Below are 14813 nucleotides of genomic sequence, written 5' to 3' on the forward strand. Positions count from 1 at the left end.
GCCTGAACTCTTCCGGAATAGGGCCGTCGTTCTCGATGGTGAGATAGGAGATGCAGCGGCGACCATCCACCACATAGGGAGCGACAATGGCGCCGGTGGGACAGATGTTGATGCAGGCGACACACTTGCCGCACTGCTCTTTTTCCACCGGCGCATCGATGGGGAGTGGCAGGCTTACCAGCAGCTCCCCCAAAAAGAAGAAGGAACCGGCTGACTCATTGAGCAGCAGTGAGTGTTTGCCAACCCAGCCGAGGCCCGCTTTGGCAGCCAACGGCCGCTCCAGCACGGGAGCGGAGTCGACAAAGGGGCGCCACTCACCAAGGGTGTCAGACGTGCCTTGAAACAGCTCGGCGCATCGCGCTTCGATTTGGTCACCCAGCTGTTTGAGGCGATTGCGCAGCACCTTGTGGTAGTCGCGGCCGAGGGCATAGCGGCTGATATAGCCGAGAGTCGGGTCGCGCAGGGTGGCGGCAAAGCCCGCCTCGAAGGGGAGGTAGTTCATTCGCACCGAGATGACCCGCAAGGTGCCCGGCAGCAGCTCATGGGGGCGAGCGCGCATCATGCCGTGACGCGCCATGTAATCCATGCTGCCGTGATAACCGGCGTCCAGCCAGGCCTGCAATTTCGGCTCTTCGGCCCGCAGATCCGTATCGGTGATGCCAACCTGGTCAAATCCTAGCTCGCTCGCCCAGAGCTTGATATCTTGAGCCAGCTGGTTGAAATCAGGTGTTGTCATGCTGCATGGCATCCCGGCACTTGAGCACTTGGAGCGAAAGAGAGCAGATCGGGAGCCATCATGGTAGAGGTCATCGGGGACGCTTGGTGCAAAAAAGTGGGAAGCAGTCTATCACAGGGGCTGTGGTCGACTGAACAGATCCGCTCGCGGGAGCGGCGCTGGGCCGAGCGTGAGGGGCAATCCCTTTATGCGCTGATGGAGCGGGCAGGGCTGGCGCTTTGCACCTATGCCAGCAGCCACTGGCCAGCAAGCAACTGCTGGTGGATTTTTGTCGGCCCCGGCAACAATGGCGGCGATGGCTATGTGCTGGCCCGCCTTGCCCGTGAGCGCGGTCTTGAGCCGGTGGTGATCGCCGCCCGCTCTCCCGACCAGCTGAAAGGGGATGCCAGGATCGCCGCCGGCAGTTGGCTGGCGGCTGGGGGTGAGGTCTGGCTGGCAGAGCAGTTCGATCAGGCGCTATTTCCTCCTCCCGATCTGGTTGTCGATGCCCTGCTTGGCACCGGTGTCAGTACACCCCTCGCTCCGTTACTGACAAAGATCGTCGCAACAATCAATGAGTTGGCTGCACCTGTGCTGGCGGTCGATCTTCCTTCTGGCCTCAACGGCGATACCGGCCGGATCATGGGGGCTGCCGTGCGGGCGACCCGAACTCTTACCTTTATCGGTATCAAGCAGGGGCTGCTCACCGCTGACGGGGTCGATGTGACCGGTCAGCTCGATTGTGACCCGCTTGGTGTCATGTCTGATGAGGAGATTCCCCCCGCAGCATGGCGGCTCGATTATCCGGTGCTGCAATCCTTGCTGACCCCGCGTCAGCGCTCCTCGCACAAGGGTTCTCACGGCAAGGTGTTGCTGGTGGGCGGGGAGTGCGGCATGCAGGGGGCCATTGTGCTGGCCGCCCGGGCCTGTCTGAGGGCAGGCGCCGGTCTGGTGCGAGTCAGCCAGCACCCGGCGTTGCCGCCGGTCAGCCTCTATCAGCCTGAATTGATGAGCCTGCAGGGAGAAGATGATAACGGTTGGGCCTCGGTTCGGGTCATTGGCCCCGGTCTGGGTCAGGGGGAGTGGGGCAGACAGCAGTTTGCCCGCCACCTTACTGGGCAATTGCCGCTGGTTTTGGATGCCGACGGGTTGAATTGGCTGGCGCAATCTCCCCGCCATCAGGATAATTGGGTGCTCACTCCGCACCCTGGCGAAGCGGCGCGGCTGCTGGGGTGTTCCATTGCCGAGATTGAAGCAGACCGGTTTGCCGCCGTGCGGGCGCTACAACAACGTTACGGTGGAGTGGTGCTGCTCAAGGGGGCGGGGACTCTCATCTATGATGGCGAGCGGCTTGCCTTGTGCAATGAAGGCAATCCCGGCATGGCAAGTGGCGGCATGGGCGATCTGTTATCTGGTATAATCGCCGCCCTTTTGGCTCAGGGTTGGTCTGCCACCCTGGCAACCTGGCTGGGGGCCGTGATCCACGGCGAGGCAGCCGATCTGGCTGCTGCTGACGGAGAGCGTGGCATGCTGGCATCAGATCTGCTGCCCTTTATCCGCAAGCTGGTTAATCCCGACACCATAACAAGTTAAAAAAGAAGAACATGGCAAAACAGTTGATGATGACACTGCCGGACGAGGCAGCAACAGTGGCTCTGGGAGGCCGTCTGGCAAAGGCTTGCCAGCAGGCGACGACCGTGTTTTTGCACGGGACGCTCGGGGCTGGCAAAACAACCCTGACTCGTGGCTGGGTGCAGGGGCTTGGCCATCAGGGCAAGGTGAAAAGTCCGACTTATACCCTGGTTGAACCCTACGAGCTGGAGGGGTGGCAGGTTTACCACTTCGATCTCTATCGTCTGGCCGATCCGGAAGAGCTGGAATTCATGGGAATTCGCGACTATTTTGCCGCCAATACCCTCTGTCTGGTGGAGTGGTCGGAGAAGGGTGAAGGCTGGTTGCCCGCGCCTGATCTCGAGATCACCCTCACTTATGTAGGCGAGCAGCGCGAAGCTCTGATTGAGGCTCGCTCTGCTACTGGCGAAGCTATTCTGGAACGGTTGTCATCCACGTGCGTTTGATCCTTGCTATTGCTCTCTCTCTGATGGCGTTACCCTCTTGGGCTAATCAGCTCAAGAGCGTGCGGATTTGGCCATCACCTGATAACACCCGGGTGGTGCTCGACATGAGCAGCGCCCCCGATTTCAACTATTTCACCCTGACTGGCCCCGATCGGCTGGTGATCGACATGAAAGGGGCGAGCAACGCCACCAATCTGGCCCGAGTCGAGAACAGCAGCGAACTGGTGCGTAAAATTCGTGAAAGTTCGCCGCTGGAGAAGGGGGGGCTACGTCTGGTGCTCGATCTCAGCTCCGCCATCAAGCCGGTGGTCTTTCCGCTGGCGCCTGCCGGCCCCTATGGTCACCGTTTGGTGATCGACCTTCCCTATGAAGAGAAGCGCTCGGCCGCCGCGGTGCAGTCCACGCCGGTTGGCGGCAAGGGCAAGGGGGTGGTGATTGCCATCGACCCGGGCCACGGCGGTGAAGACCCGGGCTCCATCGGCCCGCGCCGCACCTATGAGAAGCGGGTGACCCTGGCGGTCTCCCAGAAACTGGCGGCACTGATCGACCGTGAGCCGGGCATGCGCGCCGTGCTGACCCGCCGCAGCGACTATTTCGTCGATCTCAACAAGCGTTCCGAGATTGCGCGCAAGGCCAAGGCCGACCTGCTGGTGTCGGTGCACGCGGACAGCTTCCACAACTCCACCCCGCGTGGCGCCTCGGTCTGGGTACTCTCGACCAACCGTGCCAACCGCGAGATGGGCAGCTGGCTGGAGAAGCAGGAGAAGCAGGGTGAGCTGCTGGGCGGTGTCGGCAAGGTGTTGGCCGAATCGGATCCCAACCCCTATCTGGCGCAGACTTTCCTCGACCTCTCGATGGACAAGTCCCGTGCCGAGGGTTATGACGTCAGCCGCCAGATCCTGCGTTCGCTTGGCAAGGTGGCACGGCTGCACAAGAGAGCGCCGGAGCACGCCAGTCTGGCGGTGCTGAAAGCCCCTGACATTCCCTCTGTGCTGGTTGAGACCGGCTTTATCTCCAACCATGCGGAAGAGCAGTTGCTGGCTACCGCCAGCTATCAGGATCAGCTGGCTCGCGCCATTTTCGAAGGTATCCGCAACTACTACCGTGCTCACCCGACCAAGGGGGCCATGCTCACCGGCAAGGGGGTCGCCAGCGCCCCGGCTGCGACTCACAAACAGGTGGCTGCCAGCAAACCTGCGCCAGCCAAGCAGGTTGCGAGCAAGCCGGCTCCAGTGCAGCCCCAGCCGGTTGTGACCAACCGGATGCCGGCGACGGTGCGCGACAGTGGAAGCGCTTCTGGCAGCTCTTCCGGTGCCGGGGTAATCAAACCTTACTCCGAGGCGGCCAAAGAGACTGGCGCCCCGGTCACCAGCGTGCAGGAGAACGAGAAGTCGCAGATGATCCGCCACGTGGTCACGCGCGGTCAGAGCCTCTCGCGCCTGGCTGAGAAGTACGGCGTGAGTCAGGCGAGACTGGCGGAGATCAACAAACTCAAGTCACGGGAAATTCAGATAGGGCAGGTGCTCTATATTCCCAAGCAATAACTGAGCGGGAGCAAGCGATGCCGATCCGTATTTTGCCACCTATTCTGGCCAACCAGATTGCCGCCGGAGAGGTGGTGGAGCGGCCCTCCTCCGTGGTTAAGGAGTTGGTGGAAAACAGTCTGGATGCGGGCGCCGACCGGGTCGAAATCGATATCGACAAGGGTGGCGCCAAGCTGATCCGTATCCGTGATAATGGCTGTGGCGTTGCCAAAGATGAGCTGGTGCTGGCGTTGTCGCGCCACGCCACCTCCAAGGTGGCGACCCTCGATGATCTGGAGGGGATCAACAGCCTGGGCTTTCGTGGCGAGGCGCTCGCTTCCATCAGCTCGGTCTCCCGTCTCACCTTCACCTCCCGCACCGCCGAGCAGGCCGAAGCCTGGCAGGCGCAGGCCGAAGGGCGCGAGATGAGCGTCACCGTCAAACCGGCGGCCCATCCGGTGGGCACCACGGTGGAGGTAGTGGATCTCTTCTTCAATACCCCGGCGCGGCGCAAGTTCATGCGCAGCGAAAAGACCGAGTTTGCCCATATCGACGAGCTGGTGCGCCGCATCGCGCTCTCCCGCTTCGATGTCACCCTGATCCTGCGCCACAACGGCAAGGTGGTGCGCCAGTACAAGGCTGCCAATACTGTGCCTGAGCAGGAGCGGCGTCTTGCTGCCGTCTGCGGTACCCCCTTCATGCACCATGCGCTGGCTGTCGAGAGCGAACACAGCGACGTGCGGTTGTGGGGCTGGCTGGCGACCCCCGAGGGCGCCAGACCGCAGAGCGATCTGCAATACACCTATGTCAATGGCCGGATGATGCGCGACAAGCTCATCAATCACGCCATCCGTCAGGCCTATGACGAGCTGCTGCCCGCCGACCGCTTTGCAGCCTATGTGCTCTATATCGAGCTGGATCCCCGTCAGGTGGATGTCAACGTTCACCCTGCCAAGCATGAGGTGCGCTTCCATCAGGCGCGGCTGATCCACGACTTTATCTTTCAGGCACTCTTTACCGCCTTGCGCCGCGAAGGCCACGCCGTCAATGAGCAAGAGCAGCCGCTGGCCGAGACGCTTGTCGAGCTGCCGGTCAGCCCGCAGATCGAATATCCCGGTCAGGCACCGCGTACCGAGTGGTATGGCGCCGAACACAGCTATCGGGCGCCTGCACAGGTGCGGGAAGGGGGCGGCGGTAGTGCAGGCCGGGCCAGTAATTATCAACCACCCGAGCCGCCGAGCCGGGAGGCGATGCGTGGCATGGGGGCATTGCTTACCACACTGCCCGTTGCCACAACCGCTTCAGCCTCCGAGCCGGGGGTTGCCATCCAGGCTGCCCCCAAACAGGGAGGGTGCCGGGCACTCACTCTGGTGGAACAGGCCTATCTGCTGTTCGAGCGGGATGGTCAGCTGGCGCTGCTCTCGCTGGTACGGGCCGAGCGTCTGCTGCTGCGCCACTGGCTGCTGGAGACCTGGGGCCAGGGGCTGGCGGCTCAGCCGCTGCTGTTGCCTGTCTCCTTCAAGCTGCCGAAGAACTTGAGTTCGCTGGTAGAAGAGCAGGAGAGGCTGCTGAAACGGATGGGACTGGAGTTGAAAAGCGGGGGGCGTGACACCATGATCCTGACGCGGGTACCTGCTCTGCTGCGTCAGACCGATTTGGTGCGCCTGTTACCCGAATTGCTGCAAATTATCGAGGGCGGATCTGACAGTGATGCTGGCCAGCTGGCTGAAGTATTATGCCAATGGCTGGTGGAGCAGGGGATAAGCCGCGAAAAAATATACGATTTTTCAACTGCCAGTCGTTTGCTGACGGAACTTGTGGCCGATTTCAGTGACCAACTGGCAGATATTCGCATGGTCCGCCCGCTCTCGCTGGCGGCTGTGCTTGAGGAGTTTGAACATGGCGAGTGACTTGCCGACCGCAATTTTTTTGATGGGGCCGACGGCCTCCGGCAAGACGGATCTCGCCATTGAACTGTGTCAGGTGTTGCCCTGCGACATCATCAGCGTCGATTCGGCGCTGATCTATCGCGGCATGGATATAGGTACGGCCAAGCCGACCGCCGATGAACTGGCACTAGCCCCGCACCGGCTGATCGATATCCTCGATCCCGCCATGAGCTATTCGGCAGCCGATTTTTGCAAGGATGCCCTGCGGGAGATGAAAGAGATCGCCGACCGCGGCCGCATTCCGCTGCTGGTGGGCGGTACCATGCTCTATTTCAAGGCGTTGCTGGAAGGGCTTTCTCCGCTCCCTTCTGCCGACCCTGTTATTCGGGCCGGAATAGAAGAGGAAGCTGCCCGTCTTGGCTGGCAGGCGCTGCACGATGAGCTGGTGCGTATCGATCCGGTCGCCGGGGCGCGTATTCATCCCAATGACCCGCAGCGGCTCAGCCGGGCGCTCGAGGTTTACCGCATCAGCGGCAAGACCCTCACCGAGCTGACCCAGGTGCAGGGGGAGGGGCTGCCCTATCGGGTACAGCAGTTTGCCATCGCCCCGAGCGATCGCGCCGTGCTGCATCAACGCATCGAACAGCGTTTCGACAAGATGTTGCAGGGGGATTTCGAGCAGGAGGTGCAGGCTTTGATGGCTCGTGGCGATCTGACCCCGGATCTCCCCTCCATTCGCTGTGTAGGTTATCGCCAAATGTGGGACTACCTGAACGGCGAGATAGAGTATGATGAGATGCGTTATCGTGGCATTGTTGCCACTCGCCAGTTGGCAAAACGGCAGATGACCTGGTTGCGCGGTTGGGCCGATGTGACCTGGCTGGAATCCGGTGAGTCTGACAACCTCGCCCGCGTGCTTGCTCGCGCTGGTGCGGCTTGACACTCCCTGTATAATCAGGTTGTTATATTGAATATCCGGTGTTTAAAAACAACAAACTATAAGGAAAAGAAAAATGGCTAAGGGGCAATCTCTCCAAGACCCGTTTTTGAATGCGCTGCGCCGTGAGCGGATTCCTGTTTCTATCTATTTGGTGAACGGCATCAAACTGCAAGGTCAAATCGAATCCTTCGACCAGTTTGTCATTCTGCTGAAGAACACCGTGAGTCAGATGGTCTACAAGCACGCCATCTCTACCGTGGTTCCGGCCCGTGCCGTCAACCATCATCAGCAGGCTGCCGGTGGCGCCGGTGATGAGCAGGGTGATGCCGAGGCGTGATATCCCGGGGTGAGTCGACTCGCCAACTCAGATTCATCATGAAACCTGTTAAGGAGCAAGCGCTTGTTTGACCGTTATGAAGCTGGCGAACAGGCCGTTCTGGTGCACGTCAACTTCAGTGATGAGGGTGAGCGGGAGGATCTGGAAGAGCTCAAAATGCTGGTGAGCTCGGCTGGCGTCAATGCACTGGGAGTCATCACTACCAGCCGCAATGCGCCCAGCGCCAAGTATTTTGTCGGCAGTGGCAAGGCTGAAGAGATTGCGTATCAAGTCCAGATGCTGGATGCCGACGTCGTCATCTTCAACCATGCCCTGACCCCTGCCCAGGAGCGTAACCTGGAGCGTCTGTTCCAGTGCCGGGTAGTGGATCGCACCGGTCTGATCCTCGATATCTTCGCCCAGCGCGCCCGTACCCATGAAGGTAAACTGCAGGTCGAACTGGCCCAGTTGCGCCATCTTTCTACCCGTCTGGTGCGAGGCTGGACCCACCTTGAACGTCAAAAAGGCGGGATCGGCTTGCGTGGCCCGGGTGAAACCCAGCTTGAAACCGACCGACGCCTGTTGCGCGAGCGCATCAAGGCGATTTTGCGCAGGCTCGACAAGGTGGCAAAACAGCGGGAGCAGGGGCGACGTGCCCGCAACCGCAATGAAGTACCGACAGTTTCTCTGGTTGGTTACACAAACGCCGGAAAGTCCACTTTGTTCAACCAACTTACAGCTGCCAGCGTGTATGCTGCCGACCAGTTGTTCGCAACTCTTGATCCGACGCTGCGTAAACTGGTGATCCGGGATGTGGGTGATGTGATTTTGGCCGACACGGTTGGATTTATTCGACACTTGCCCCATGATCTGGTCGCGGCCTTCAAGGCGACCCTGCAGGAGACCCGTGAAGCGGACCTGTTGCTCCATGTGGTGGATTGTGCCGATGAGCAGATGCAGGAGAATATCGACTCCGTGCAACAGGTGCTGGCTGAAATCGAGGCGGATGACCGTCCCCAGCTGATGATCTGCAACAAGATCGACAAGCTGGCCGATCGTCCGGCGGGTCTGGAGCGGGATGATGAAGGTCGTCCGGTGCGGGTCTGGCTGTCTGCCCAGACCGGCGAGGGGTGTGAGTATCTGTTTGCGGCGCTGACCGAATTGCTGGCCGGCTCCATGGTGCACCACACCCTGCAACTGCCGCCTTCTGCTGCGAGATTGCGCAGTGCGCTCTATCAGTTGAAAGGGATCGAGCAGGAAGGCTTTAGCGAGGAGGGGGATTTTGTGCTGGAAGTCCGCCTGCAACTGGCTGACTGGAACCGCCTCGTGAAACAGGAAGGTGAGAATTTACAACGCTTTATCAGGCATTGATCCGTTGATGAGGATAACCGCCTAGCGGTTTCGTCAACGAGCAGTGACCCGATAGAGATGATATCCATCTGCATGTATTAATGGAGACGCTGATGGCTTGGAATGAGCCTGGTAACAACGGCAAAGACCGTGACCCTTGGGGGAATAACGGCAAGAATCAGGGACCCCCTGATTTGGACGAGATGCTGCGCAAGATGAGTCGTCGCTTTGGCGGCCTGTTTGGCAGTGGCAAATCTGGCGGCGATGTGGGCCGCTTTGGTATCTCCATCGCGCTGGTTGTCGCCGTGGTGGTATGGGTCGTGAGCGGCCTCTATACCATTCGTGAAGCCGAGCGTGGCGCGGTGCTGCGCTTTGGCAAGTTTTCCCATATCGTCGAGCCAGGCCTGCGCTGGAAGCCGACTTTCATCGATCAGGTGATCCCGGTGGACGTTGAGTCCGTGCGTTCCCTGCCTGCGTCCGGCTTCATGCTGACCCAGGACGAGAACGTGGTACGGGTCGAGATGGACGTGCAGTATCGTGTCGTCAATCCGGAGCAGTACCTGTTCAGCGTGACCAATGCCGACGAGAGTCTGAGTCAGGCCACCGATAGCGCCCTGCGTTACGTGGTTGGCCACACCAAGATGGATGACGTGCTGACCACAGGTCGTGAGAAAGTGCGTCAGGAGACCTGGCAGGTGATCGATGGCATCATCGAGCCTTACCAGATGGGTCTGCAGATCGTCGACGTCAACTTCCTGCCGGCGCGTCCGCCGGAAGAGGTGAAGGATGCGTTCGATGATGCCATCTCCGCTCAGGAAGATGAGCAGCGTTTCATCCGTGAAGCGGAAGCCTATGCCCGTGAAGTGGAGCCCAAGGCCCGTGGTCAGGTGAAGCGTCTGGAGCAGGAAGCCGAAGCGTACAAGTCCCAGATCGTGCTGAAAGCACAGGGTGAAGTGGCCCGTTTCAACGAGCTGCTGCCCCAGTATCAGGCTGCGCCCGAGCTGACTCGCAACCGTATCTACCTGGAAACCATGGAAGAGCTCTATCAGCAGGCCAACAAGGTCATTGTTGATATGCCGGCTGGCAACAACAGCATGATCTATCTGCCGCTCGACAAGCTGACTGGCAAGCCGTCAGCTGCTCAGCAGGCTCGTCCTGTGACTGTGCCGGTAGCAGAGCCTGCGCCTGTTTCCAACGAGGGTGCCAACTCCACTCCGATGCCGCTGCGTAGCGGTGACCGCTTCAGCTCAGGGAGAAACTGATAGATGAAAAAGCTAGCTATTGGTGCAATCGCTGTGGCTGCCATGGTCTGCTTCTCCTCTGTCTTTATCGTTGATGAAGGTCAGAAGGGGATCGTGGTGCAGTTTGGCAAGGTGAAGCGGGTTGATTCCGGTGAGCCCCGTCTCTATGAGCCGGGTCTGCACTTCAAGGTGCCGCTCATCGATCAGGTTCGCAAGATGGATGCCCGTATCCAGACCATCGACAGCCAGGCCGACCGTTTCGTCACTTCCGAGAAGAAAGACCTGATCATCGACTCCTACGTGAAGTGGAAGATCGAGGACTTCTCCAAGTACTACCTGGCAACCGGTGGTGGCAACAAGCTGCAGGCCGAGGATCTGCTCAAGCGCAAGATCAACAACGGTCTGCGCTCCGAGATCGGTAATCGCACCATCAAGGACATCGTCTCCGGTGAGCGCAGTACCGTGATGGAAGATGCCCTGAAGAAGATGGCGCGCTCCTCCGAGCTCGGCATCAAGGTGGTAGATGTGCGGATCAAGCAGATCAACCTGCCGGTGGAGGTCTCCAACTCCATCTATCAGCGGATGCGTGCTGAGCGTACTGCGGTGGCCCGTGAGCATCGTTCACAGGGTCGCGAGAAGGCCGAAATCCTGCGTGCCGATATCGACCGCAAGGTAACCGTCATGCTGGCGGATGCCGAGAGTAACGCGCGTCAGTTGCGCGGTGAAGGTGATGCCGAAGCGGCCAAGATCTACGCCGAAAGCTACAAGAAAGACCCCGAGTTTTTCAGCTTCGTGCGCAGTATGGAGGCCTATCGCAAGAGCTTCACCGGTGGCAACGAGCTGATGGTGATCAAGCCGGACAGCGAGTTCTTCCGCTATCTCAAGTCTCCTCACGGCACCAAGCAGTAATCGCCGGAGTTGTCTTGCCAAGGGCCTGCATTGTCAGGCCCTTTTATTTGTCTGCCAAACCATCGGATGAGGTGGTTTTTGACGGGAGAAGGGCACAATGATGACATCCATACTGACAGGGATTGGCCTGTTATTGTTGTTTGAAGGGCTCGGGCCATTGCTGATGCCAAGAGGGTGGCAGCAGATGTTGCGGCTGCTGAGCGATCAGCCACCAGAACAGTTGCGCCGTATCGGCGGTTCGCTGGTGGTGGCGGGCGCAGTGATCCTCTGGATGGTGAGCCGCTGGTAGCAAACGCCATAAACAACAAGAGGCCCATGGGGCCTCTTGTTGTTTATGGAAGCAGTGACGGGATCAGGCGCTGCGCTGCACGGCCATGTGGGCCAGTGTTTCCAGTGCCTGCTTGTGCCGGGAGTCCGGCAGCATGGCGAGGGCGGCAATCGCCTTGTCAGCCTCTTCCCGAGCACGCATGCGGGAGTACTCCAGCGCGCCGGTACGATCGAGAATGGCTAGGATCTGGTCGAGGTGTTCCATGCCGTTGCGGTGCTCGATGGCATCGCGCACCAGCTGACGCTCTTCGGGCGAGCCCACTTCCATGGCACGCAGCAGCGGCAGGGTCGGTTTGCCTTCGGCCAGATCGTCGCCGACGTTCTTGCCCATCTCTTCGCTTTGGGAACAGTAGTCCATCACGTCGTCGATGATCTGGAACGCGGTCCCCAGATACTTGCCGTAGTCGGTCATCGCCTGCTCGACGGGCTCGGGCTGATGGGTCAGCACGGCGGCGAGGCGGGTTGCGGCTTCAAACAGCTTGGCGGTCTTGCAGTAGATGACCGTCATGTAGCTCTGTTCGGTGGTATCCGGGTCGTTGCAGTTCATCAACTGCAGCACTTCCCCTTCGGCTATGGTGTTGGTGGCATCGGAGAGGATCTCCATCACCCGCAGGTTGGAGAGCTCGGCCATCATCTGGAAGGAGCGGCTGTAAAGGTAGTCACCCACCAGAACGCTTGCGGCATTGCCGAACAGGGCGTTGGCTGTTTCGCGGCCGCGGCGCAGGTCGGATTCATCGACCACGTCATCATGCAGCAGGGTGGAGGTGTGGATAAATTCGATAATGGCGGCCAGTTTCAGGTGATCCTCACCTTCGTAGCCCAAGGCGCGAGCGGCCATCACAGTCAGCATGGGGCGCATCCGCTTGCCGCCAGCACTGACAATATAGAAACCCAGCTGATTGATCAGACTAACGTCGGACTGGAGTCGGGCCAGGATCAGTTCATTGACCGCCGTCATGTCGGCGGCACAGAGCGCACGGATAGTCTGTTGGTCCATAAGTCTCGTAACGTGACAGCAGCAATAACTGCGATTTTTAGTAATGCTGGGGATTCTACACGATTTCACAATGGGTTACAGTTAAGCGTTTATCCACGGCGGCAGATATGCGCACAAAATAAACTTTTTGCGAAAATGGCCTTGCCTGAGCAGATCGATTTGCGTAGAATGCCCGCCCATTGTTATAGGTTTTTGTGCATGTCTGCCTTGAGCAAAAGACATGCCTTTACGGAGTTAATCAAATGTACGCGGTATTCCAAAGCGGCGGAAAACAACACCGTGTGGCCGAAGGTCAAATCGTTCGTCTGGAAAAGCTGAACGTTGAGACTGGCGCTACCATCGACTTCAACGAAGTTCTGATGGTTGCTGCAGGCGACACTTTTAAAGTAGGTGCTCCTTTCGTTGAAGGTGGCAAGGTTGTAGCTGAAGTTGTGGCTCACGGCCGTGGCGAGAAAGTGACTATCGTCAAGTTCCGTCGTCGTAAGCACCACCGTAAGCAAGCGGGCCACCGTCAGTGGTTCACTGAAGTCAAAATCACTGGCATCAGCGCTTAATTAGAGGAGTCCGATAGATGGCACACAAAAAAGCTGGCGGTTCATCCCGCAACGGTCGCGATTCTGAAGCCAAACGCCTGGGCGTGAAGCGCTTCGGCGGCGAAACAGTTCTGGCTGGCAGCATCATCGTTCGTCAGCGCGGCACCAAGTTCCACGCTGGTGAGAACGTTGGTCTGGGCAAGGACCACACCCTGTTCGCTACCGCGAACGGCAAGGTGCAGTTCGAAGTTAAAGGTCCGCTGAATCGTAAGTACGTTAGCATCGTTGCTGAGTAATTACGGACCGCAAGGATCCGAAGCCCCGCCAACAGGCGGGGCTTTTGTTTTTCCGAAATGATGACGAAAAAACGGAACGCAGATGACCCGGGTGCAGAGATGGCTCGGTGAGGCAAGATGCGTATCGCCCGCAGGGGTCTGTACCACTATAATTGCGTATCGGTTTTTCGAATTAAGGTGACGGTTACCTATGAAGTTTGTTGATGAAGTCCAGATTCGAGTCGATGCCGGTGACGGTGGTAACGGTTGTGTAAGCTTTCGCCGTGAAAAATATATTCCCAACGGTGGTCCGGATGGCGGTGATGGTGGTGACGGTGGCGACGTGTATCTGGTTGCCGACGAGAACCTCAACACCCTGATCGACTACCGTTTTGAGCGCTTCCATGCCGCCGAACGTGGCGAGAATGGTCAGAGCGCCAACTGTACCGGTCGTCGCGGCAAGGACAAGATCCTGCGTGTGCCGGTCGGTACCCGTGCGACCGACGAAGATACCGGCGAACTGCTGGGTGACCTGACTCACCACGAGCAGAAGCTGCTGGTCGCCAAAGGCGGCTTCCACGGTCTTGGCAACACCCGCTTCAAGAGCTCGGTCAACCGGGCGCCGCGCCAGAAGAGCAACGGTACTCCAGGTGAAGTGCGTACCCTGAAGCTGGAGCTGCTGCTGCTGGCCGACGTCGGTATGCTGGGTCTGCCGAATGCCGGCAAGTCCACCTTTATCCGCGCCGTCTCTGCCGCTCGTCCGAAAGTGGCTGACTATCCCTTTACTACCCTGGTGCCGAACTTGGGCGTAGTACGTGGCGAGAACTCCCGCTCCTTCGTGATCGCAGATATCCCGGGTCTGATCGAAGGCGCAGCCGAAGGCGCCGGCCTGGGTATTCGCTTCCTCAAACACCTCGAGCGCTGCCGCGTATTGATCCATCTGGTGGATATCTGCCCGGTTGATGGTTCCGATCCGGCCGAAAATGCCGTGACCATCGTGCGTGAGCTGGAGAAGTACAGCCCCGAGCTGGCGGGCAAGCCGCGCTGGCTGGTGTTCAACAAGATGGACCTGATCCTGGAAGAAGAGGCTCAGGAAGTGATGGATCGCGTGAAAGCCGCCCTCAACCACGAAGGGCCGGTCTACGCCATCACTGCCATCAGCAAGGAAGGCACCAAGAAGGTCTGCTACGACATTCTGGATCTGCTGGATACCATGCCCCGCCAACTGGAGCAGGATGCCAAAGAGGCGATCGAGAAAGTGGAGTTCAAGTGGGATGACTACCACAAGAACCAGCTGGCCAAAGCCGAAGCGGAAGCGCTGGCCGCCTCCATGGCCTTCGACGAGAATCTCGATGATGATGACTGGGATGACGAAGATGATGATGGCGTGGAAGTGATCTACGTCCGCGATTGATTTCGTTGTTCTTTGCCAAAAACCGGAGCCTGCAGAGGCTCCGGTTTTTTTATGGTTGGCGCTTGGTCTCCGTTGTCTGTACCTGATTAGCTTGGGGGGACAGCGTGTTTAGTGAATTAATATTCTTTTATCTGCCTGTTTACCCGTTCGTACCGGTTTTATTTGGGTATTTATTCGTTAATTAATCTGAAAATGCTTTTTTAATCCATTCTATTGGGATATTCTTGCGCCCCGTTTGGCTGGGTGTGCATGAATATGCGCATTATCCGGCATAAGTTTTAGCTATGTCAGGGCAGTAGATTATGT

At 58.8% G+C, this 14813-nt stretch carries 15 protein-coding genes; 13 read left to right on the forward strand and 2 right to left on the reverse strand.

From position 1 onward, the window contains the following. A partial coding sequence (gene queG, locus AACS24_RS05185) for a tRNA epoxyqueuosine(34) reductase QueG (RefSeq protein WP_108572573.1) occupies positions 1–736 on the reverse strand: 736 nt, incomplete at its 3' end. 60 nt (positions 737–796) lie between these two features. Here queG and AACS24_RS05190 point away from each other — a divergent pair. The 10 genes from AACS24_RS05190 to AACS24_RS05235 all read left to right on the forward strand — a co-directional run bounded on the left by AACS24_RS05190 (position 797) and on the right by AACS24_RS05235 (position 11250). Beyond that, positions 797–2308: an NAD(P)H-hydrate dehydratase gene (locus AACS24_RS05190; RefSeq protein ID WP_108572574.1), complete on the forward strand. Its 1512-nt coding sequence runs from the start codon at positions 797–799 to the stop codon at positions 2306–2308. 11 nt (positions 2309–2319) lie between these two features. Continuing rightward, a complete protein-coding gene (gene tsaE / locus AACS24_RS05195; RefSeq protein ID WP_041210423.1) occupies positions 2320–2793 on the forward strand; it encodes a tRNA (adenosine(37)-N6)-threonylcarbamoyltransferase complex ATPase subunit type 1 TsaE in 474 nt (157 codons plus the stop codon). Next, a complete protein-coding gene (locus AACS24_RS05200) occupies positions 2784–4337 on the forward strand; it encodes an N-acetylmuramoyl-L-alanine amidase (RefSeq protein WP_108572575.1) in 1554 nt (517 codons plus the stop codon). The genes tsaE and AACS24_RS05200 overlap by 10 nt, the downstream gene beginning before the upstream one ends. A gap of 17 nt (positions 4338–4354) precedes the next feature. After that, positions 4355–6226, forward strand: coding sequence for a DNA mismatch repair endonuclease MutL (gene mutL / locus AACS24_RS05205; protein WP_108572576.1), 1872 nt, complete (start codon positions 4355–4357; stop codon positions 6224–6226). After that, positions 6216–7145: a tRNA (adenosine(37)-N6)-dimethylallyltransferase MiaA gene (miaA, locus tag AACS24_RS05210; protein ID WP_181364319.1), complete on the forward strand. Its 930-nt coding sequence runs from the start codon at positions 6216–6218 to the stop codon at positions 7143–7145. The genes mutL and miaA overlap by 11 nt, the downstream gene beginning before the upstream one ends. 73 nt (positions 7146–7218) lie before the next feature. Further along, positions 7219–7482, forward strand: a complete 264-nt coding sequence (gene hfq, locus AACS24_RS05215) for an RNA chaperone Hfq (protein ID WP_033114894.1) — start codon at positions 7219–7221, stop codon at positions 7480–7482. 63 nt (positions 7483–7545) lie between these two features. Next, positions 7546–8832 carry a ribosome rescue GTPase HflX gene (hflX, locus tag AACS24_RS05220; RefSeq protein WP_033114893.1) on the forward strand — a complete coding sequence of 429 codons (1287 nt, stop codon included), beginning with the start codon at positions 7546–7548 and terminating at the stop codon, positions 8830–8832. 92 nt (positions 8833–8924) lie between these two features. After that, positions 8925–10073, forward strand: coding sequence for an FtsH protease activity modulator HflK (gene hflK, locus AACS24_RS05225; protein WP_108572577.1), 1149 nt, complete (start codon positions 8925–8927; stop codon positions 10071–10073). A gap of 3 nt (positions 10074–10076) precedes the next feature. Beyond that, positions 10077–10961 (forward strand): protease modulator HflC, encoded by an 885-nt coding sequence (gene hflC, locus AACS24_RS05230; RefSeq protein WP_033114891.1) that lies wholly within the window; start codon positions 10077–10079, stop codon positions 10959–10961. 97 nt (positions 10962–11058) lie between these two features. Beyond that, the gene (locus AACS24_RS05235; RefSeq protein WP_108572578.1) at positions 11059–11250 is read left to right on the forward strand and encodes a DUF2065 domain-containing protein; all 192 of its coding nucleotides are present in this window, start codon (positions 11059–11061) and stop codon (positions 11248–11250) included. A gap of 63 nt (positions 11251–11313) precedes the next feature. Here the strand turns inward: AACS24_RS05235 and ispB are convergent, their stop codons facing one another. Continuing rightward, positions 11314–12285 (reverse strand): octaprenyl diphosphate synthase, encoded by a 972-nt coding sequence (gene ispB, locus AACS24_RS05240; RefSeq protein ID WP_108572579.1) that lies wholly within the window; start codon positions 12283–12285, stop codon positions 11314–11316. Positions 12286–12527: 242 nt separating this feature from the next. Here ispB and rplU point away from each other — a divergent pair, with 242 nt between their 5' ends. From rplU to cgtA, 3 genes are all read left to right on the forward strand, one after another. Beyond that, positions 12528–12839, forward strand: coding sequence for a 50S ribosomal protein L21 (gene rplU / locus AACS24_RS05245; RefSeq protein ID WP_005304210.1), 312 nt, complete (start codon positions 12528–12530; stop codon positions 12837–12839). A gap of 17 nt (positions 12840–12856) precedes the next feature. After that, the gene (gene rpmA / locus AACS24_RS05250; protein WP_005304202.1) at positions 12857–13114 is read left to right on the forward strand and encodes a 50S ribosomal protein L27; all 258 of its coding nucleotides are present in this window, start codon (positions 12857–12859) and stop codon (positions 13112–13114) included. Positions 13115–13304: 190 nt separating this feature from the next. Next, complete coding sequence (gene cgtA, locus AACS24_RS05255) at positions 13305–14507, forward strand: Obg family GTPase CgtA (RefSeq protein ID WP_108572580.1); 1203 nt, start codon at positions 13305–13307, stop codon at positions 14505–14507. Positions 14508–14813 lie beyond the last annotated feature (306 nt).

The sequence above is a fragment of the Aeromonas sp. HMWF016 genome, from assembly GCF_963878195.1.
GTDB lineage: Bacteria > Pseudomonadota > Gammaproteobacteria > Enterobacterales > Aeromonadaceae > Aeromonas > Aeromonas lacus.